This window comes from Rhizobium brockwellii (genome assembly GCF_000769405.2).
In the GTDB taxonomy this organism is placed as follows: Bacteria; Pseudomonadota; Alphaproteobacteria; order Rhizobiales; family Rhizobiaceae; genus Rhizobium; species Rhizobium brockwellii.
Map to the genome: position 1 here is coordinate 631,498 of NZ_CP053440.1, position 17,180 is coordinate 648,677.

General features: G+C 58.8%; 18 protein-coding genes. 8 read left to right on the top strand and 10 right to left on the bottom strand.

Annotation, left to right across the window (positions count from 1 at the left end; genetic code table 11):
- Nucleotides 1-494 precede the first annotated feature (494 nt).
- Nucleotides 495-740: a hypothetical protein gene (locus tag RLCC275e_RS26580; RefSeq protein WP_003554831.1), complete on the bottom strand. Its 246-nt coding sequence runs from the start codon at nt 738-740 to the stop codon at nt 495-497.
- Nucleotides 741-1,286: 546 nt separating this feature from the next.
- Between RLCC275e_RS26580 and RLCC275e_RS34390 the strand changes: the two genes are divergently transcribed.
- Together RLCC275e_RS34390 and RLCC275e_RS26590 are read left to right on the top strand one after the other, a co-directional pair.
- On the top strand, nt 1,287-1,532 hold the full coding sequence (locus RLCC275e_RS34390; protein WP_003554830.1) for a hypothetical protein: 246 nt from the start codon (nt 1,287-1,289) through the stop codon (nt 1,530-1,532).
- 170 nt (nt 1,533-1,702) lie between these two features.
- Nucleotides 1,703-2,440 carry a GGDEF domain-containing protein gene (locus RLCC275e_RS26590; protein WP_033184531.1) on the top strand — a complete coding sequence of 246 codons (738 nt, stop codon included), beginning with the start codon at nt 1,703-1,705 and terminating at the stop codon, nt 2,438-2,440.
- Nucleotides 2,441-2,726: 286 nt separating this feature from the next.
- On the opposite strand, the gene RLCC275e_RS34715 is transcribed toward RLCC275e_RS26590, so the two are convergent.
- The 8 genes from RLCC275e_RS34715 to RLCC275e_RS26630 form a co-directional block, all read right to left on the bottom strand.
- Nucleotides 2,727-3,125, bottom strand: a complete 399-nt coding sequence (locus RLCC275e_RS34715; RefSeq protein WP_317276803.1) for an I78 family peptidase inhibitor — start codon at nt 3,123-3,125, stop codon at nt 2,727-2,729.
- The gene (locus RLCC275e_RS26600) at nt 3,122-4,117 is read right to left on the bottom strand and encodes a Gfo/Idh/MocA family protein (RefSeq protein WP_003554827.1); all 996 of its coding nucleotides are present in this window, start codon (nt 4,115-4,117) and stop codon (nt 3,122-3,124) included. Before RLCC275e_RS26600 ends, RLCC275e_RS34715 begins: the two co-directional genes overlap by 4 nt.
- Complete coding sequence (locus RLCC275e_RS26605; protein ID WP_003554826.1) at nt 4,114-4,995, bottom strand: sugar phosphate isomerase/epimerase family protein; 882 nt, start codon at nt 4,993-4,995, stop codon at nt 4,114-4,116. Before RLCC275e_RS26605 ends, RLCC275e_RS26600 begins: the two co-directional genes overlap by 4 nt.
- A 55-nt stretch (nt 4,996-5,050) precedes the next feature.
- Nucleotides 5,051-5,884, bottom strand: a complete 834-nt coding sequence (locus tag RLCC275e_RS26610) for a carbohydrate ABC transporter permease (protein ID WP_003554825.1) — start codon at nt 5,882-5,884, stop codon at nt 5,051-5,053.
- Nucleotides 5,881-6,738 carry a carbohydrate ABC transporter permease gene (locus RLCC275e_RS26615; RefSeq protein WP_245483531.1) on the bottom strand — a complete coding sequence of 286 codons (858 nt, stop codon included), beginning with the start codon at nt 6,736-6,738 and terminating at the stop codon, nt 5,881-5,883. The genes RLCC275e_RS26610 and RLCC275e_RS26615 overlap by 4 nt, the downstream gene beginning before the upstream one ends.
- A gap of 137 nt (nt 6,739-6,875) precedes the next feature.
- Nucleotides 6,876-8,078, bottom strand: a complete 1,203-nt coding sequence (locus RLCC275e_RS26620) for an ABC transporter substrate-binding protein (protein WP_003554823.1) — start codon at nt 8,076-8,078, stop codon at nt 6,876-6,878.
- Nucleotides 8,079-8,108: 30 nt separating this feature from the next.
- The gene (locus RLCC275e_RS26625) at nt 8,109-9,089 is read right to left on the bottom strand and encodes an alpha/beta hydrolase (RefSeq protein ID WP_245483523.1); all 981 of its coding nucleotides are present in this window, start codon (nt 9,087-9,089) and stop codon (nt 8,109-8,111) included.
- Nucleotides 9,086-9,763: a GntR family transcriptional regulator gene (locus tag RLCC275e_RS26630; RefSeq protein WP_003554820.1), complete on the bottom strand. Its 678-nt coding sequence runs from the start codon at nt 9,761-9,763 to the stop codon at nt 9,086-9,088. The genes RLCC275e_RS26625 and RLCC275e_RS26630 overlap by 4 nt, the downstream gene beginning before the upstream one ends.
- Nucleotides 9,764-9,859: 96 nt before the next feature.
- On the opposite strand from RLCC275e_RS26630, the gene RLCC275e_RS26635 reads away from it, so the two are divergent.
- Entirely contained in the window at nt 9,860-10,927 is a 1,068-nt protein-coding gene (locus RLCC275e_RS26635; protein ID WP_033184529.1) for an ABC transporter ATP-binding protein, read from the top strand.
- 72 nt (nt 10,928-10,999) lie between these two features.
- On the opposite strand, the gene RLCC275e_RS26640 is transcribed toward RLCC275e_RS26635, so the two are convergent.
- Nucleotides 11,000-12,142: a mandelate racemase/muconate lactonizing enzyme family protein gene (locus tag RLCC275e_RS26640; RefSeq protein WP_003554817.1), complete on the bottom strand. Its 1,143-nt coding sequence runs from the start codon at nt 12,140-12,142 to the stop codon at nt 11,000-11,002.
- Nucleotides 12,143-12,203: 61 nt separating this feature from the next.
- Here RLCC275e_RS26640 and RLCC275e_RS26645 point away from each other — a divergent pair, with 61 nt between their 5' ends.
- The 5 genes from RLCC275e_RS26645 (at nt 12,204) to RLCC275e_RS26665 (ending at nt 17,176) form a co-directional block, all read left to right on the top strand.
- Nucleotides 12,204-12,899 carry a GntR family transcriptional regulator gene (locus RLCC275e_RS26645; RefSeq protein WP_033184527.1) on the top strand — a complete coding sequence of 232 codons (696 nt, stop codon included), beginning with the start codon at nt 12,204-12,206 and terminating at the stop codon, nt 12,897-12,899.
- Nucleotides 12,900-13,005: 106 nt separating this feature from the next.
- The gene (locus RLCC275e_RS26650; RefSeq protein ID WP_033184526.1) at nt 13,006-14,244 is read left to right on the top strand and encodes an ABC transporter substrate-binding protein; all 1,239 of its coding nucleotides are present in this window, start codon (nt 13,006-13,008) and stop codon (nt 14,242-14,244) included.
- Between the two features lie 59 nt (nt 14,245-14,303).
- Nucleotides 14,304-15,221, top strand: coding sequence for a carbohydrate ABC transporter permease (locus tag RLCC275e_RS26655; protein WP_033184547.1), 918 nt, complete (start codon nt 14,304-14,306; stop codon nt 15,219-15,221).
- Nucleotides 15,218-16,069, top strand: coding sequence for a carbohydrate ABC transporter permease (locus RLCC275e_RS26660; RefSeq protein ID WP_171817000.1), 852 nt, complete (start codon nt 15,218-15,220; stop codon nt 16,067-16,069). Before RLCC275e_RS26655 ends, RLCC275e_RS26660 begins: the two co-directional genes overlap by 4 nt.
- A gap of 9 nt (nt 16,070-16,078) precedes the next feature.
- On the top strand, nt 16,079-17,176 hold the full coding sequence (locus tag RLCC275e_RS26665) for an ABC transporter ATP-binding protein (protein ID WP_033184525.1): 1,098 nt from the start codon (nt 16,079-16,081) through the stop codon (nt 17,174-17,176).
- The last annotated feature ends 4 nt before the right edge of the window (nt 17,177-17,180 follow it).

The following is a 17,180-nucleotide window of genomic DNA, read 5'->3' on the forward strand; positions in this document are numbered from 1 at the left end:
GGTCCCATCGACGGATGCCGAACTCAATGCTCGATCGGCCGATCTTGCCGATGGATGATTGTCATTTCAACGACATCACGCTCGTTCCCGTGGGTCGCGGCCCCAAAGTGCACGCGACACGTTTGATGCTTCGAGATTCGCACGGTCATCGGCCGTCCAAGATTCGGTGCCCGAAATCGCCGCGCTCCCGTTCGACATGCGCGTCGAGGTCGATAGGCCTGGCGGCGCGGCCGGCTCTTTTTTCGCTGAATGCGTGCGTCATTGTCGAAGGGGCCAGTTCAGCGTGCCAGCCCTCCTTGCAAGGTGTGAGGAGGGCTGATCTTCAAGGCCGGTTAGATGGCGGTTGGCCGATAGCGGTCACGCTCCTGCGCGATCTGCTCGTGGGTGATGGATCGAGCGTATCGTCGAACCGGGTGCATCCCTGTTCGTTATAGGCACGCCGGCGTTCGATCGGGTCGACCCAGTATGAACCCTGGAGAGCCCATCAACGTTGCCTATTCGTCGTCGACTACTTCGGTATCGGGCCGGTCGCCGCCATCGGCATGTTCCGTCTGCCACCGACCATCGGCGAGCTGATATGCAATTTCGGCATCGCGGCCTTCAATGTGCTGACGCTGGGCCGCCGACTTGGCGGCAGCGAGAGCGCTGCCGTGGTCCGGATACGTCTCTGACCAGACGTCTCCCAGACGGTAGCCGAAGCCGCCGTCGTGCTCGCCGACATGGTACACGATAATCGTCATGCTGTTTCCCTTCTTAACGTCGATATTAAATTAGGGCGGAGCGCCCCACATTCCAAGCGCGCGGCCATACGCCGTCGGCGACGATTATGCCGCGCTACGGGATCTGAGACATGACTCAAGATGGTGGCGCAGTCTAAAAAACCGATGTCCGAAAGGAGTTGAGCTCCGTCGCGTTCGAACGGACACGCGGATTGCTGCTGGTAGCCGAGGTCCGCCCGCCAGGCAGTACGATCGCCCACCAATTCATTCTCAAGCTAACGGGTGCCGAGAAAATCACCGGCCGGAGCCGATCATCCAGGTGGAGCAGACCAACTTCGTGCCGCCATCACGGTCGCGCAAATGGTGCCTCACCCGGGCTGATGTCGAAATGTGCAGCTACGGGGGTCGGCGTTTCGAAAGCGCTTCGGCAATGCGCTGCGTAATATTATCCGACAGCAGTCTCCCGGTTTTTGTCATCCGCGCCTCAAATCCATGACTCGGCTGAACTGCGTTTGCGAATGATCCATGCGGATGGTTATGCCGCCACAGGTATCCAGAAAAACGCGGATGGGCGCAGCCGTGCCGAAGGCTTCCTTCTACGACGTCTGCAAATCCGGCGGAAAACTCGACACAAGGCTGGATTGCCAGGTGATGAATGGGGCACGATGCAGCCAACTATCATCAACGGCGGCGAGAGATTTTTTGAGGAGACGTGCATTGAAAGGCATCACATTGACTCAACCCGGCGATTACCGCATCGAGCCACGCGTCCCGGGCATCGACGATTATCTGCGCCTGCGCTTCCCCGCTTAGTTAAAAACAGAACAAGGATAGCCGCGACGCTCTGGTAGCCAAGTGAGAGTTTTGGCCATTCCAGGCGAATCGTCGGTAAGAGAGACGCATGAATCAAGTTTTATCGATCTGTTTCAACCCATTTTAAATTCATGAGGCCATAGCAGTTTCACTTCGTCACGGTGGTATTGATGCGTCGTATTGTCGAAAAGTCTATTTTAACTGGACTGCTCTCAGTGTTCGCCTCACTGGCTCTTTCGTTCATCATTGTTCCACTGTTGGGCGGGCAGGTGGCAGGCGCTGGCCTGTTCATGACCATCTTTTGCCCACTGGCGATATCGATCCCGGCTTCGGCGCTGCATTTTGCTCAGTCGGAGAAAGTCCGACGCGCAGAAGCTGCGACAAAAGAGGCTTTGAACAAGCTCGCGGACGCTTATGATGCCCTTCGCGTCCAATCTCGCGCCGATGGCCTGACGGGCATTCTCACTCGCAGCGCCTTCATGGAAGACCTAGACGCGACCAGTCAACGCGGTATATCCGGCGCCTTGCTGTTTCTGGACCTGGACTATTTCAAGTCGATCAATGACCGATATGGTCATGCAACCGGCGATGAAGCTCTTCGCTGCACCGGTCGTATCCTCGCCCGTTACCAAGGACAGTCAGATTTCGCAGGACGCCTCGGGGGCGAAGAGTTCGGTCTGTTTCAAAGCAATTTGACTGCTGCCGAGATGCTTATGCGCTGCGAGGAAATTCGGGAAGAGATCGCGCGTATTGATCTGCGGTCTCCGTCAGGTTCGAAAGTGCGGATATCGGCGAGTATCGGTGTGTTTCTTTGCCAGCCGGGGTTTCATCCCCACTCTTGCTTGAAAGCCGCGGACGAAAACCTTTATCAGGCTAAAGCCTCGGGTAGAAACATGGTCATCGGGTAGCTCTCGAGCATGTGTCCGAAGATCGAGAAAAGACCTTTCCACGGTGACAGGTAGTGCTGAGGGTCCGAGAACCGGAGATTCATTCACCGCTTGGGACACTTGGCCACAGCAGGGGATTCCGTGCGGGTTTGGCAGCACATGGTGATGTCGGACTGAGCCAGCAGAACGCTATTGATGCCAGCGTTGGTCCTGATTGACATTGCGCGGCCATTGGTCCCGAGGCTCACGACTAGTCGCCTACCTGTTTCGACCAGGTACAATGCACTCACAGCATTCTGGGTCAATGTCATCCGCAGGTGGCTCTCACCACCCGGCCAGAGGCAGAATCGGTCTCGAGGGTGACTCGGGCGGCTCTGTAATCATGTGTAACGGGCTGCCCGGGTGCGATCTGACGCGCAATTGTTGCTCCGGTTATCCGCCTGGCTTCCTCGTCGGTCGGCTTGGACTTTCCAATGAGTGTTTGGGCGGCCGCGGCATCGCATCGGCCACTTGTAACTTTAGACGTTGTGCCAGCTGAACACGCCACCAACGCCGGAACTGCGCTCACGAATACCAGAACAGCTAGAACAGGGACTGCATGCAGTATTGATTTTTCCCGCTTCCTGCCGACGGTTAGTCCAGCGGTGCATGGGCCGGGACTAGTGCTGGGGAGTGTGTTGAAATCTTGATCAGGTAGTCCAGTCACAGGCTTAGCTCGCGCCGCATGGTCTCCAGCCGCTCCATGGCGATGACGCCGTCGGCAATGGTCGGTGCTGCGGTCTGAGCCCCGCCAAGTGCCGGGACGACATCGGCGAGCAGCGAATAATAACCCTTCGGATCTTCATTCGCGGCAGCCGTGAAGTTCGGCTTCCAGGTCAGGGTATCGACGTCGTCCGCAAGCGTCGCGGCCGGATCGTCGATCTTGAAGGGCGGGCTGCGATGCCAACGGACCTCGATGACATCCTCGACCTCGATACGCTGATGGTCGCCCATCAGTTCGATGCGCTCGACCGGCGTACCCCGAGACTGGATGGTACCCATCGCGATGTTGCCAATGGCGCCGCACTCGAATTCGAAGGCGACATGGAAGAGAACGCGGCCCGGTGTCTTTTCCACCTTGCGCGCCGAGATAGAGCGCACGGGCGAGACGAGGAAGGAGACGAGGTCCATATAGTGCACGCAATGATGCAGGAAGAACCCGGTATAATCGACATTGCCTGCGAAGTAGCCGGGCGCCGTCATGTAATAGCCGGTCAGGCCCAGAACGTCGCCGAAACGGCCTGATTTGACGATATTGGCGGCGATTTTGTTGCCGACCGAATAGCGCTTCATAAAGCCGACAAGGAGCGGCTTATTAGCTCTTTCGGATGCGGCGCGAAGTTCGCGCGCGCCCGCTGCCGTGCCCGACGGCGGCTTTTCCATGAAGACGCCAAGGCCGCGTTCGAGCGCTGCCTTGCCGAAGGCGAGATGTTGATCGGGTCCGACAGCCATGCCGACGGCATCGAGGCCGGGGGTGCGAAGCAGCGTTTCGACATCGCCGGCCAATGCCTGGACGCCGAACTGCCGTCCCGCATCGGCAAGCCGTTTACCGTCGATATCGCAGAGCGCCGCAATCTGGACGTCATGGCGAACGAGTTGGGGAAGCAGCATCTGGGTAGCGTGGACGCCGCACCCGATCCAACCAATTTTCAATGTCATCGGCGATATTCCGTCAGTGTGAGATGAGACTTGATGAAGGCACTGGAAGCGCTGAGACGATCGCTTTCATCCTCATGCGGCGGGCGCCATTGCGCGAAGGGAACACCGAACCGATCGTCTGCGCGGCGGAAGGGCTCAAGGGATATCGGCCCCTTGTAGCCAACCGCATGCAGGGCGCGGCAGACCGAGACCCAGTCCGTTGCGCCGGTTCCCGGAAAGCCGCGATGGTTCTCGTTCGCCTGGAAATGCACGATCCTGCTGCCGCCAAGAAGAATGGCCTCGGCTATCGAGCTTTCCTCCATGTGCATATGGAAGGTATCGAGCATCAGTTGGATCGCGGGGTGGTCCACGGCATCGAGCAGTTCGATGGCCTGCTGCGTCGTGCACAGCACGTCGCTCTCGAACCGGTTGAGGGGCTCGACGGCCAGCAGAATGCCGGCGGCCTTGGCATAATCGCCGGCCTCGCGCAGGCCTGCCACGCAGCGCCGCTTGCGGGCAAGGCGTTCTTCTTCCGCCACGGGCTGGGGCGGGCGGCCGGCAAAGACCAGGGGATTGCCCGTCAGCGGGCCTCCGACGATTTGCGCGCCAAGCGCCTTGGCACAATCGACCGTATATTTCAGGTAGTCGATGCCGGCGCGATGGGCGTCTCCCTCAACCGAAGACAGATTGCGCTGCAGGTTGACGCGTGCCGCCAGCACGACGCCAAGCCCCACGTCGTCCAGAGCCTTGCGCGCCTCCTTCATGTCGATCTCGCCGACTTCGGGAACCAGCAGCTCGACGAAATCGTAGCCGTGTTGGCGCATGCGCGCAAAGAGCGGGAAATGCTCGGCCGTGAAAGGCCTTGCATATTGCATGGAGATCAACCCGATCGGGTTCATGTGTCGGTCCTCTTTCATCGACCGGCCCGGCATCATCGCCGGAGCGGAATGGTGGTCATCCTTTTACGGCACCCTGGGTCAACCCGCCGATCAGGCGGCGTTGAACGAGAAGGAAAAGAAGCGTCGCCGGCAGGGCCCCCACGACGGCGCCGGCGGCAAGCAGGCCCCATTCGATCTGGTATTCGCCGATCAGCGTCTGGATGGCGACGGTCACGGGGCGAACGTTCTTGCCGCCGAGCGTCAGAGCATAGAGATATTCGTTCCAGGCGGTGATGAAGATGTAAATGCCGGTGGAGATGATGCCGGGCATCATCAGCGGCAGCACGACGCGGCGCAATGCCGTCAACCGCGTGCACCCGTCCGTCATCGCCGCTTCGTCGAGGCTCCTGGGGATTGCGCCGACATAGCTCGTCAGCATCCAGACGGCAAAGGGAATGGCCGCCGTCGCATTGGCGAGGATCAGCGCGAAATGCGTGTCGAGGATGTTGAGCTTTCGAAACAGCACGAAGAGCGGCAGGATCAGAAGCACGATTGGGAACATGTTGATCAACAGAAACTGCAGCATGAACGCTTTGCGTCCTGCAAACCTAAAGCGCGAGAAGGCATAAGCTGCTGTAACCGAAACCAGCAGTCCGACAACGACGGTGCCCACAGCGATGATCAGGCTGTCCAGCATGTTCTTCAGAAATGACGTCTGTTCGATCAGGCGGACGTAATTGTCAAAGCTCCAGCCCGAGGGCGAAATGGAAACGCCTGTGGCACTGAGAACTGCCGTTGGAGTCAGCGATGTCAAGATCATCCAGGCAAAGGGCGCCATGGCGAAGATCACGATCAGGAGAACGGGCAGATCGGTCGTCAGGATGCGGCGTAAGGTGCTGGGTTTGCTCATCGTTCAACCTCGCGCATGGTGCGGGCAAGATAGACCGCGACGAAAGCGCCGAGCAAAAGGGTGAAGGTGACGGCGATGGTGGTGCCGTAGCCGAAGTCCAGATTCTGACGCGCCTTGATGAAGGCGTAGAGCGGCAGCGTATGGGTGGCATAGCCTGGCCCGCCGCCGGTCATGACGAAAATCACGTCCATCGAATTGGCGACCCAGATTACCCGCAGCAGGCCGGCCGTCGCCAGAACCGGGCCGATACCCGGCAAGGTGATGTGCACGAATTGCCGCCAGGCGGACGCGCCATCGATCGAGGCGGCTTCATACTGGCTTTTCGGAATGCCCTGAAGCCCGGCGAGGATCATCACCGCGAAGAAAGGGAAACCCTGCCAAGTGAGGGTAGCGATGATGGCGTAAAGCGCGACGCCCGGATCGGCAAGCCACGGCACTGCCGTCTGGACCACGTGCAGGTAGAGCAGGATATCGTTGAGGACGCCGGTGTTCGGATCGTAGATCCAACGCCACATCAGCGCGATGACGACGCTCGGCAGCGCCCAGGGAATGATGACAAGAGCGCGCGCCAGTCCGCGCCAGGGAAATTCGCGGTTGAGAAGCAGCGCTGTGAGGAGGCCAAGGCCCATTTGCAGCGGCACCGTCAGGCCGATCCAGATCACCGTGTTCCACAGGGCGCTCCAGAAGACAGGGTCGTTGAACAGTTTGACGTAATTGCCGAATCCGACAAAGCGGCTTGCATTCGGCTTGAACAGGACGAGATCGTAGAAGCTTGTGAAAACGGCCTGGATCATCGGCAGGAAGACGATCACAGCGGTGACGCAAACAGCCGGTGCCAGCAGCCAATAGGGCATAAAATGCTGGCGTTGCCAGAACGGTTTTACCTTCTGTTCCCTGGGCGTGGAAACGATCGTCGACATGCGAAAATCCTGACTTTCAAATTTACGCGATGGGGTGGCTCCGGTGGATGGTCCACCGGAGCCACGGGCGTTTACTCCGCAAAGAGCGTGTTGAGCTGCTCCATCATCTGCTGCGACGTGGTCTGACCGGTCAGGGACTGCTGCATCGCCGTCTGCCAGGCAGTGTTCACGAATTCGGACGTGCCGGAACTCTGGGGCAGGACGTGGGCAAAGGGCAGGGACTGCACAGTAGCGTCGACGAAGCGGCGTTCGTGAAGCTTCCAATTGGCTGCTCCGCTTTTCGTCACGGTCATCTGGCCGGTCGCGGTGTTGAAGGCGACATTGTTTTCGCCTTCCGCCAGGAACGAGATCCATTTCCAGGATGCATCCTTGACCGAGGACGACGAGAAGACGGCAAGCGACTCGTCGCCATAGGACGTCCACTGCTTGCCGCCGCATTTCGGCACCGGTACCGCCGAAACCTTGTCGCCCAGAGCGGCAACCAGATCCTTGGACGAGCCGATATGATGGATCGTCATCGCCGTCTTGCCGGTTTTGAAGGCGGCGATGATTTCCTGGAAACCGTCATTCGGTGCGGATGGCGGAATGACCTTGTCTTTCTGGAACAGGTCGATCAGCCATTGATTGGCGGCCACGGCTTCAGGCGTCGTCAGGCCGCCGGGCTTCAGTTCGGCGCCTTTCGAAAATACGAAAGCCCCCCACTGATCCCAGCCACCCTTGCCCCCACGCAGGCCGAAGCCGTAGGTGTCGGGCGCCTTGGTCAGCTTGATCGCCGCCTCGCGGAAATCTTCGCAAGTCGTCGGCGGCTTGAGACCGGCTGCTTCAAACAGATCGGCGCGGTAATAGAGGTAGAGCACCACATACTGGATCGGCAGGTAATATTGCTGGCCATCGGCGCCCTTGTTCAGTTCGAGCAGATTGTCGAGAAGATCTGCCTTGCCCTGCCACGCGTCTATGCGGTCGCCGATCGGCTCCAGCGCGCCCATTTCAAGAAGGCGCGGCTGCGCGAAAAGTTTGACCATGGCCGCATCCGGTGCGCTGCCGCCGACAAGGGCCGTGTAAAGATTGTCGTAATAGCTGTTCCACGGAACGTTTTCGGCCTCGATCTTGATGTCGGGATTGGCTTTTTCGAATTTGGCCACCAGATCGGACATCGGGTTTGCGGGGTTGTCGAAATGGTACCAGAAGCGGACTGTCTCTGCCGCCTGTGCCGAATTGAGCGCAAGGGAGGCAGCCATCGCCGCGCCCAAGGCCAGTTTCCTCAAAAGTTTCATTGCCTTCATCTCCTCCAGTTTCAGCAATTCTCACGTGCTGTTCTTCAAAGCCCTCGCCGCTGCACCGGCCGAGCGCAACGCCTCCCGCGCTGCCTCAAGCTCATTGGTGTTTTGCAGAAAGCCGTGCGTGACCCCAGCAACGATGTCGATGTGATCATTGCGATGCAGCGCCACGAGGCGCGCATGAAGCGCCATCGTATCTGAAAAGAGCGGATCGACCCCCGCAGCCATCAAATAGAGGGGCGGCAACCTCGACAGCGCGTCGTCCGTTGCCACCAGCGGACAGGCAAGTTCATCGGACGCGATTGCCTGATCGCCTGCGTACCAATTCCAATAGCGTCGCATCCGCTCCGTCGTCAGGCCGGGTCCGTTTTCGAAGCGGCGATAGGACTCGCCGGAGAGATCGCACCGATAACAGCCGTAAAACAGCAGGCCGCCGTCAGGAAGGGCGCGGTCGTCGCGCAATTCATGCAGGATTGCGGCAAGCGCCAGATTGGCGCCAGCGGAATCGCCCGCGATAAGAAGAGGTCGGCAATCGACACCCTCGATTTTGCCATCCAGCACGGCCCGAAGACATGCGACCGTATCAAGCAGCCCGGCCGGGAAGGGGTTTTCCGGCGCCAACCGATAATCCGGCATGACGATGCTCATGCGCGCTTCCTCGGCCAGGACGCGCGCGAAACGTTCATGTGTTTCTGGACTGCAGAAGGCAAAACCGCCGCCATGCACGAAAAATATGACGCCGCCTTCGGCATTCGCCGGCGAAAGGATACGCATGCGGCACGGGTGAGAACCAAGGCCGCTCTCGGCGGCGACCCACACCTGCCTGTCTACCTCCATCGGCGGCAGGTTGACGTTCCAGCGCGTGTTGTTGCGTGCCGACTGCGCACGGCCATCGGCAGCAGGCAGGAGTGTCGGATCGGTCTGCGGACCCGTGTCGGCAGCAACCCTTGCCCACAGGGCCTGCATCTCAGCCGACAGTACTCCGGGATCTGCCGCGACCGCACTCACTGGTTCGCATCCGGAAAAACATCGGGACCTAGGTCGACGATCGTCGCGATATGATGGCGCATGACAGCGGTGGCATTGGCAATGTCACCGCTTTCTATGGCGTCTATGATGCTGCGGTGGCGCAACGCCGTCGCGCGAAGGTCGCGTGCCGAGCGGCTCCTCGAAATCTTGAAGCGGTGGTTGTGAACGAGGCACCGGTGCAAGATCGGATCGAGGGCCGGAAGATCGGCGGCTTCGAGAATGCGCCGATGGAAATCCCGGTCGATTGCCGCGAGATGAAGTTCATCGTCGCTCTCGGCCGCGGCCACCATATCGTCGAGCATAGCGTTCAAATCTGCGATCAACGCCTTGCCGGGCGACCGCATGGTCCGAGGAAGACCGCTGCACTCGATGTGGGTGCGCAAGCGGAACATCTCCACCGCCTCATCCGCTGTGCATTCGGAAACCTGGGTCCCGCGATGACCTTGGCGCCGAACGAGGCCCTCCTCCTGAAGCTGCAGAAGCGCTTCGCGCACGGTCCCCTGGCTGCATTGAAAGTACGCGGCGAGTTCAAGCTCCGTCAGACCGGTTCCGGCTGCGAGGTTCCCCAGCATGATGTCGCGCTTCAGCGCATTGAAGGCGACCGAAGCCTTGGGCGGCTTGGTGACAGTGGGCCTGGGGGAAAAATATGCCATTGATCGAACCTGTGCCGATTGCATCTCGATTGTCTTATCGTTATCGATAATGATATCGATAATGGCCGTCAAGGCCAAAAGACAGGGAGGAACCTCGTGGCCGGCATCACGCTCAACAAAATCCGCAAATCCTACGGGGAACTGCAGGTTATCCACGATATCGACATCGATATTGCCAGCGGCGAATTTCTCGTACTGGTCGGGCCTTCCGGCTGCGGCAAGTCCACTCTGCTGCGCATGATCGCGGGGCTCGAAGATATAACGGGAGGCGAACTTGCTATCGGCGGCGCCACGGTCAACACGTTATCGCCCGCCGAGCGAAACATCGCCATGGTATTTCAGGACTATGCGCTCTATCCGCACATGACTGTCGAAGACAACATGTCGTTTGGCCTCAAGATGCGTGGTGCGACGTCGGACGAAATCGGCAGACGGGTCGAAAACGCTGCCAACGTCCTCAAGATCAAGGATTTCCTCAAGCGCCGTCCTGCCCAACTGTCCGGCGGTCAACGCCAGCGTGTCGCCATGGGCCGCGCGATCGTTCGAGAGCCGGCGGCGTTTCTTTTCGACGAACCGCTCTCCAATCTCGATGCTTCCCTGCGCGTTGAAATGCGTCTGGAGATCGCCAAACTTCACAATCGCATGAAAGCAACCACTGTCTACGTCACCCATGACCAGGTCGAGGCCATGACCTTGGCTGACCGGATCGCAGTGATGAACGCTGGCGTGGTCGAGCAGATCGGCAAGCCCCTCGATCTCTATCGCAAACCGGCAAGTCTTTTCGTGGCGCGCTTCATCGGCAGCCCGACGATGAACACCATCGACGCCGCGCCTGCAGAAGGCAATTCGATCACCGTTCTCGGACGCCGGATCGAGGTCGCGGAACATGCCGGTGAACGTCATGCGGCCCCGATCGTATTTGGCATTCGCCCGGAAGATCTCACCCGTTGTTCACCCGAGGAGGCATGGTTTTCGGGAGAGGTGTCCGTTGCAGAACGCCTCGGAAGTCAGACATACGCGTATGTCGAGATCGGGGGCACCCGCATGCTGACGGCGGAACTGCCCCGCGAAACGGACATCGCCGTCGGAGATAAGATCCATCTGAAGGGGCATGCCGGATCAATCCATCTCTTCGACAAATTGACGGGGCGACGTCTGAACTAGCTGCAAAGCCTGACATCCGTCAAACCTGTTCCGCTTGTGCAGCAGCAGGCGACATCGCTGCGCGCACCAGCCTCAAGGGAGGGCTGGAAGTCTCGGATTGACAGGCGCTGGTCCAAGTTCTGATCGATCCAGCCGCTTTGGACGTGACCAGTCTTGCCTGGCTGCATCGCTCAAGGCGAGGCCATGTCCCGGGCGGGCCGGCGCATAGGCGAAGCCATCGCGGATTTCTATTGGCTGCTCTACGAGATGATCGAAATTCTGGAATGAATACTCGAGCCACTCGACCTCCGGAAGGGCGGCAGCCATGTGCACGCCGACTTCCAGGAAGGTGTTGCCGAGGCTGACCGGGATCCCGAGTTCGGCCGCGAGCCAGCCGATCCGCATGACATCCGTTACTTGACCATGAACATTGAGCAGATCGGTTCCGAAATTCTCCATCAGGAGACGCTTTCCATTTGCATCGAGATACTCGCCGCTATTGATCTGCGTCCAGTTCACGGCGTGACGGAGCGTACGGAGACCCTCAAAGTCGTGGCGAAGAATCGGATCCTCTACCCACAGCAGGTCGTGGCCCGCGTTGCGGATCGCCGTCAATTTGACGAGCGCCTCCTTGGAATTCCAGGCTTCGTTTGGGTCGATCATAATCTGCGACCCGGCGGGGACGACCTCTTTGAGCAGGTCGAGCCGGCGCATGTCCCGCCTGAAGTCGGGATGACCGACCTTAATCTTGAATGCCTGGTAGCCAAGGGCGGCGGCGTGCGAGAACAGCGCGCAGAATGCCTCGTCGCTCAGATGAAAGTCCAGACCGCTGGCATAGGCGCGGACCCGGTCGCGGCGGCTTCCTAGCAGCTTATGCAAAGGCAGTCCCACGTCCTTGGCCGCAAGGTCCCACAATGCGACCTGAAGAGCTTCGTGAAACGGCAGCGAGAAAGCCCGCTGATTGCCGCCTCGCGGGCGACTGACGCGATGGACCAACCCGATCGCTTCTTGCCCCACGATTGCGGGCCATGCTTCATGTTTGAACACGGCTTCGATCTCGGCCTGATCCGGCAGGGGATGAAAGAGCGTTTGAATAAAGCCGAGCCCAACGTTTCCCGTTTCGCCGATCAGTTCGAGAGCGGCCACGTTGACGTCATCTGCACGGACCTGACTGTCACCGATTACTCTGTCGCGGGCGAATTGAAATCGGGTTATACGAAATCCGGATAGGGGCATGGAGCGTGCTCTCTGATCGTTTTATATTGATAACTGATCTATCAGAGGTATTACCGGACGGATGAAAAAATCGCAAGTGCGCAAAGCGAAAGCAACGGTACCAGAGGTAGCTGCCCCCCGGCTCAGCGATCTCGCCTATGATCGCATCCTCGAAAGCCTGTTTGAACGAACAGTCCCTGTCGGCGCATTTATCTCCCAGAGCGAACTGTCCGAGATTGTCAGCGTGCCGGTTGCGCCGCTTCGCGATGCGTTGCGCATGCTCGAAGCCGAAGGCATTCTGACAATCCATCCTCGCTCCGGCATCCAGTTCGTGCGGCCCGGCCTTGAGCTGACGCGCTCGACGTACCAGTTCCGTGCGATCGTTGAACGCTCGGCCGTTCGCGTGTTCGCCGAAGAAGCCGGCGAGGACTTGATGAATAGCCTGGAAGTCCGGCATTCCAGGCTTTTGCGGAAGCTGGAGAAGGATGGACTGACGCCTGACCATCTCGCGGAAATGGATCTTCTCGAGCTCGATCTTCACGGTCAGATCATCGCGGCTTTGCGCAATCCACTCATCGATACCGCATACCGTCGCATGCACAACTATCTACGTTTGCTGCGATTGGAGCGAAAGGTGACGCCCCCTATGCTTATTCGAACGCTGAAGGAGCATCTGGAAATCCTTGAGGCATGCTCTTCGAGAAACCCCGACGCGGCCGAGAAGGCGCTTCAAGCCCATTTCCAAGCGGCGATAAATCGTAATCTCGGCTTGGCTTGATCCCAGCCTATCCTTCGGTCAACTCCGGTGTTGCCGTGCATGCAAAAGGCTGCTATCTCCATCTGATCGATCAGGTCGCCATTCTGATATCTGGGAGGATGAAGAGATGCAGATCACCAAACGCGAATTCCTTGTTGCGACAGCAGCGCTAGCGCTTGCCAGCGGTATCCGCTCCGCAAGTGCTGCCATCGCGATCAACTATTGGCATCACTTTGCCAGCCAGTCGGAAATGGCCGGCCTGGTGAAAATTATCGAGCTGTTTGGAAAATCCCATCCAGGCATCACCGTCACGCAAGAGAGCATTCCGAATTCGGAATATATGGCCAAGGTTTCGTCGGCGGTCGTGGCCGGCGGGCGGCCCGACACTGGAATGGTTATCGCGGAACGCTTTGCCGATCTGACCGCGATGGGCGCGCTGACCGACATCACCGAGCGGGTGAAAGGATGGAAGGGAAAAGCCAATCTGCCGGACAACCGGTGGACTGGCATGTCTCAGGACGGCGCGATTTACGCGGTTCCGGCATATGCTTTTGTCGACTGGATGTACTACAGGAAAGACTATTTCGAAGAAGCAGGCCTGTCAGGCCCACCAAAGACTTTCGATGAGTTTGTCGCCGCTTGCAGGAAGCTCACCGATCCGGCAAAGGGGCGCTACGCGTTCGGAATGCGCGGGGGTGCGGGGGCGTACAAATACGTCATCGACGTCATGGAGGCCTTCGGTTCGCCAATTGTAAAGGACGGTCAGGCGGCCATCGACAAGGCTGCTGCGGTAGAGGCGATCACTTTCTACTCAAGTCTGTTCCTGAAAGAAAAAGTCGCTCCTCCAAGTGCGCCGAACGACAGCTATCGGCAGATCATGGAAGGTTTCCGAACTGGCCAGACTGCCATGGTCTGGCACCATACCGGATCGCTGATCGAAATCTCGGCCGCCTTGAAACCGGGAGAGCAGTTCGCCACGGCTCCAATGCCTGCGGGGCCGAAGGCACATATCGCGCGTGTCGCCTATGCCGGCAACGGCATCATGAAGGACGACAATGTCGATGCTGCCTGGGACTGGATCAGCTTCTGGGGAGAAAAGGACGCGGCGATAGCCTTGTTGGAAGCGACAGGTTATTTCCCGGCATCAACGGCAGCACTGGAAGATGAGCGGATCAAGTCCAATCCAATCTACCAGGCCGCTTCGCAGACGCTCGACTTCGGTCGTCTGCCGAACAGTTTCGTCGGCGCTGCAGGCTGGTCCGAAAATGTCGTCAATCCAACGTTCCAATCCGTTCTGACAGGTCAACTCACCCCTGAGCAGGCCGTCGACCGTATGATCGAGGGTCTGGAGACGGCGCTCCGGTAGTGAAGCCGACGCGACAAGACGTCGTCGCGTCCGAGAGGACGGCAAACCGCCGTGAAAACATGAAGCCAGCCTTGCACCGTGGTCCACTTACCCGCCTCGGCGATCTGTCCGAAACACGCTACTGGGTCTACTTCCTGCTGTTTCCGAGCCTGATCCTGCTTTTGCTGGTGGTCGCCTATCCGACCCTTTATGGCTTCGTCATCAGTGTGCGTGAAATGCGTCTCACCCGACCAGGTCTCAACGGCTGGGTCGGGGCAAAGCACTACGTCGCCATGATGTCGGATCGCGTGTTTTGGATATCATTGAAGAACACAGCGATCTGGGTGGCCGCAGCCATCGCGATCGAGGTGACGCTTGGCTTCATCGCTGCGATCGCGCTGAACCGCAATGTTCCAGGCACGAAGCTATTTGGTGTGTTGATCCTGCTTCCCTATTTCTTGCCGAACGTTGTCGCAGGGCATATGTGGGCGCTTTTGCTCGACCCCCGTCTGGGTGTCATCAACGACCTGCTGGTGCGGGGCGGCGTGTTGAGCACCTACAAGGCATGGTTCGCCGATCCGGCCACCGCCTTGGCCGCGACCATCCTGGTCGAGGCATGGCATGGGTTTCCATTCTTCGCGCTGCTGTTTCTGGCCGGTCTCAAAGGCATCCCCGAGGATCTTTACAAGGCCGCTGCAGTCGACGGCGCAGGGCCGGTTCGGCAGTTCCAACTGATCACCGTGCCGATGCTGAGAACGGTCATCACCGCGGCCGTTATCCTGCGCGTGATCAGCCTGGTGAACTCACCCGATCTGCTGCTCGTTCTTACAGGCGGGGGGCCAGGCAACGCCACACAGGTCCTGTCGCTCTACGCGTTCCAAACCGCCTATCGCGAATTCAACTTCGGGTATGCCGGGGCACTCTCTGTCGTCATGTTCGTCATCCTCATGGTGTTCGCAACCCTCTACATCAGGTTCACGCGGGTCTCGAAAGAATGACAATATTCAAAACCAGTCGCGGTCGCCGGCTCATTGCCGACATCCTGACCTATGCTGTACTCGTCACGATGACGATTTTCTGCCTCGGACCGATCGTCTGGATGTTTTTGACGTCCTTGAAAGTCGAAGCCGACATCGTGACGTCACAGATGCAGTACATCCCTCGCACAATCACCTTTCAGAACTACCGCGCAATCTGGACGCAGTCGAATTTTCCGGTGCTGATCACAAACAGCCTGGTGGTGACGACGATTACGGTGGCTATCTGCGTCCTGACTGGAACGCTTGCAGCCTATGCATTCTCGCGGCTGTCGTTCAGGGGCCGCGACCGACTGATGCTCAGCTACCTCCTGGTACGGATGTTCCCGGCCGTCATGGTGATCATTCCGCTCTTTGTGATGATGCGGACCGTTGGCCTCGTCGACAGCCGCTTCGGCTTGGCGCTTGCCTATACCAGCTTCCTGCTGCCGCTGTTCGTCTGGATGCTTAAAGGCTTCTTCGACGCAGCCCCGAAAGAGCTGGAAAGCGCCGCCCGTATCGATGGGTCCACCAGATTGGGCGCCATGGTGCGCATCATCTTGCCCCTGGCGCGCAACGGTCTCGTTGCAAGCTCGGTGTTCATCGCAATCGCCGCCTGGAACGAGTTCATTTTCGCGCTGATGCTGACGACCGGACAGGGGTCGAGGACCTGGCCGGTCGGTCTGCAACTGATGGTCGGCGAGTTTCAATTGCCATGGGGCGTTCTTGCTGCGGGCGGCATACTGAGCATTCTGCCAGTCGTCATTCTCTTTGCGATCGTCCAACGCGCGATGGTTCAGGGCCTCACCGCAGGCGCGGTCAAGGGTTAGGAGACGATCATGTCGAGCTTGTCCATCAGGGATATTCAAAAGTCATATGGCGCACTGAAGGTGCTGCACGGAATAGACGTCGACCTGGAGGATGGTGGCTTTCTCGTGCTCCTTGGACCGTCAGGATGCGGCAAGTCCACCTTGCTCAATATCATTGCAGGACTTGATGAGCCGTCATCTGGTGATATTGCGATCGGCGATCGATCGGTCACGACGCTTCCGCCGAAGGACCGGAATATTGCAATGGTTTTCCAGTCTTACGCGCTCTATCCGACAATGTCGGTCGCTCGCAACATCGGTTTTGGCCTTGAGATGCGGGGTGTCCCGGAGCAACAACGCAGGGCGGAGATTCAAAAGGCCGCGGAGATGTTGCAGATCGGACATCTTCTGGATCGGCTTCCAGCAAATCTCTCGGGAGGCCAAAGGCAGCGCGTTGCCATGGGGCGCGCAATTGTCCGGAGTCCCGATCTGTTTCTCTTCGACGAACCGCTCTCAAACCTGGATGCGAAATTGCGCGTAGAGATGAGGACCGAGATAAAAAGGCTGCACGAACGCCTCGGCACGACCATCGTCTACGTGACCCACGATCAGATCGAGGCGATGACGCTAGCGACCAAAGTTGCCGTGATGAAAGGTGGCTATGTCCAGCAGCTTGCCGATCCCAGAACCATCTACGAACGGCCTGCGAACATGTTCGTCGCCGGCTTTATCGGATCTCCCGCGATGAACTTCATCAGGGGCAAATTGATGTCGGATGACGGCGGTTTCCGATTTGAGAGCGGTGGCGTGATCGTTCCTGTCAGTATCCCAGATGACGCAGTCAAGCCCCGGGACTGCGTCCTTGGGGTAAGACCGGAAGAGCTTAAGGTCGTCGAGAACGATGATGCCGCGATCCACGGAGTGATAGACGTGGTGGAGCCAACTGGTCCGGACACGATGGTCACCGCTATGGTTGGCGGCCACGCGATCGTGGCAAGAGCCGAAGCGCGTTTCCAGGGTAGGAGAAGCGATAAGGTTCGCTTTAGCGTCGATGCGCAGAGTATCAACCTGTTCGATGCCGAAACTCAGAATCGAATAGAAACGAGGGCTAACCGTCAACCCTTGTGAATTT

Bases quoted from the DNA above. Each gene is read 5' to 3' on its own strand.
- RLCC275e_RS26580 (WP_003554831.1), bottom strand. From the start codon at position 740: ATGACGATTATCGTGTACCATGTCGGCGAGCACGACGGCGGCTTCGGC.
- RLCC275e_RS26610 (WP_003554825.1), bottom strand. From the start codon at position 5,884: ATGAGCAAACCCAGCACCTTACGCCGCATCCTGACGACCGATCTGCCC.
- RLCC275e_RS26660 (WP_171817000.1), top strand. From the start codon at position 15,218: ATGACAATATTCAAAACCAGTCGCGGTCGCCGGCTCATTGCCGACATC.
- RLCC275e_RS26615 (WP_245483531.1), bottom strand. From the start codon at position 6,738: ATGCCCTATTGGCTGCTGGCACCGGCTGTTTGCGTCACCGCTGTGATC.
- RLCC275e_RS26650 (WP_033184526.1), top strand. From the start codon at position 13,006: ATGCAGATCACCAAACGCGAATTCCTTGTTGCGACAGCAGCGCTAGCG.
- RLCC275e_RS26620 (WP_003554823.1), bottom strand. From the start codon at position 8,078: ATGAAACTTTTGAGGAAACTGGCCTTGGGCGCGGCGATGGCTGCCTCC.
- RLCC275e_RS26645 (WP_033184527.1), top strand. From the start codon at position 12,204: ATGAAAAAATCGCAAGTGCGCAAAGCGAAAGCAACGGTACCAGAGGTA.
- RLCC275e_RS26665 (WP_033184525.1), top strand. From the start codon at position 16,079: ATGTCGAGCTTGTCCATCAGGGATATTCAAAAGTCATATGGCGCACTG.
- RLCC275e_RS26655 (WP_033184547.1), top strand. From the start codon at position 14,304: ATGAAGCCAGCCTTGCACCGTGGTCCACTTACCCGCCTCGGCGATCTG.
- RLCC275e_RS26640 (WP_003554817.1), bottom strand. From the start codon at position 12,142: ATGCCCCTATCCGGATTTCGTATAACCCGATTTCAATTCGCCCGCGAC.
- RLCC275e_RS26600 (WP_003554827.1), bottom strand. From the start codon at position 4,117: ATGACATTGAAAATTGGTTGGATCGGGTGCGGCGTCCACGCTACCCAG.
- RLCC275e_RS26590 (WP_033184531.1), top strand. From the start codon at position 1,703: ATGCGTCGTATTGTCGAAAAGTCTATTTTAACTGGACTGCTCTCAGTG.
- RLCC275e_RS26605 (WP_003554826.1), bottom strand. From the start codon at position 4,995: ATGAACCCGATCGGGTTGATCTCCATGCAATATGCAAGGCCTTTCACG.
- RLCC275e_RS26630 (WP_003554820.1), bottom strand. From the start codon at position 9,763: ATGGCATATTTTTCCCCCAGGCCCACTGTCACCAAGCCGCCCAAGGCT.
- RLCC275e_RS34390 (WP_003554830.1), top strand. From the start codon at position 1,287: ATGGGCGCAGCCGTGCCGAAGGCTTCCTTCTACGACGTCTGCAAATCC.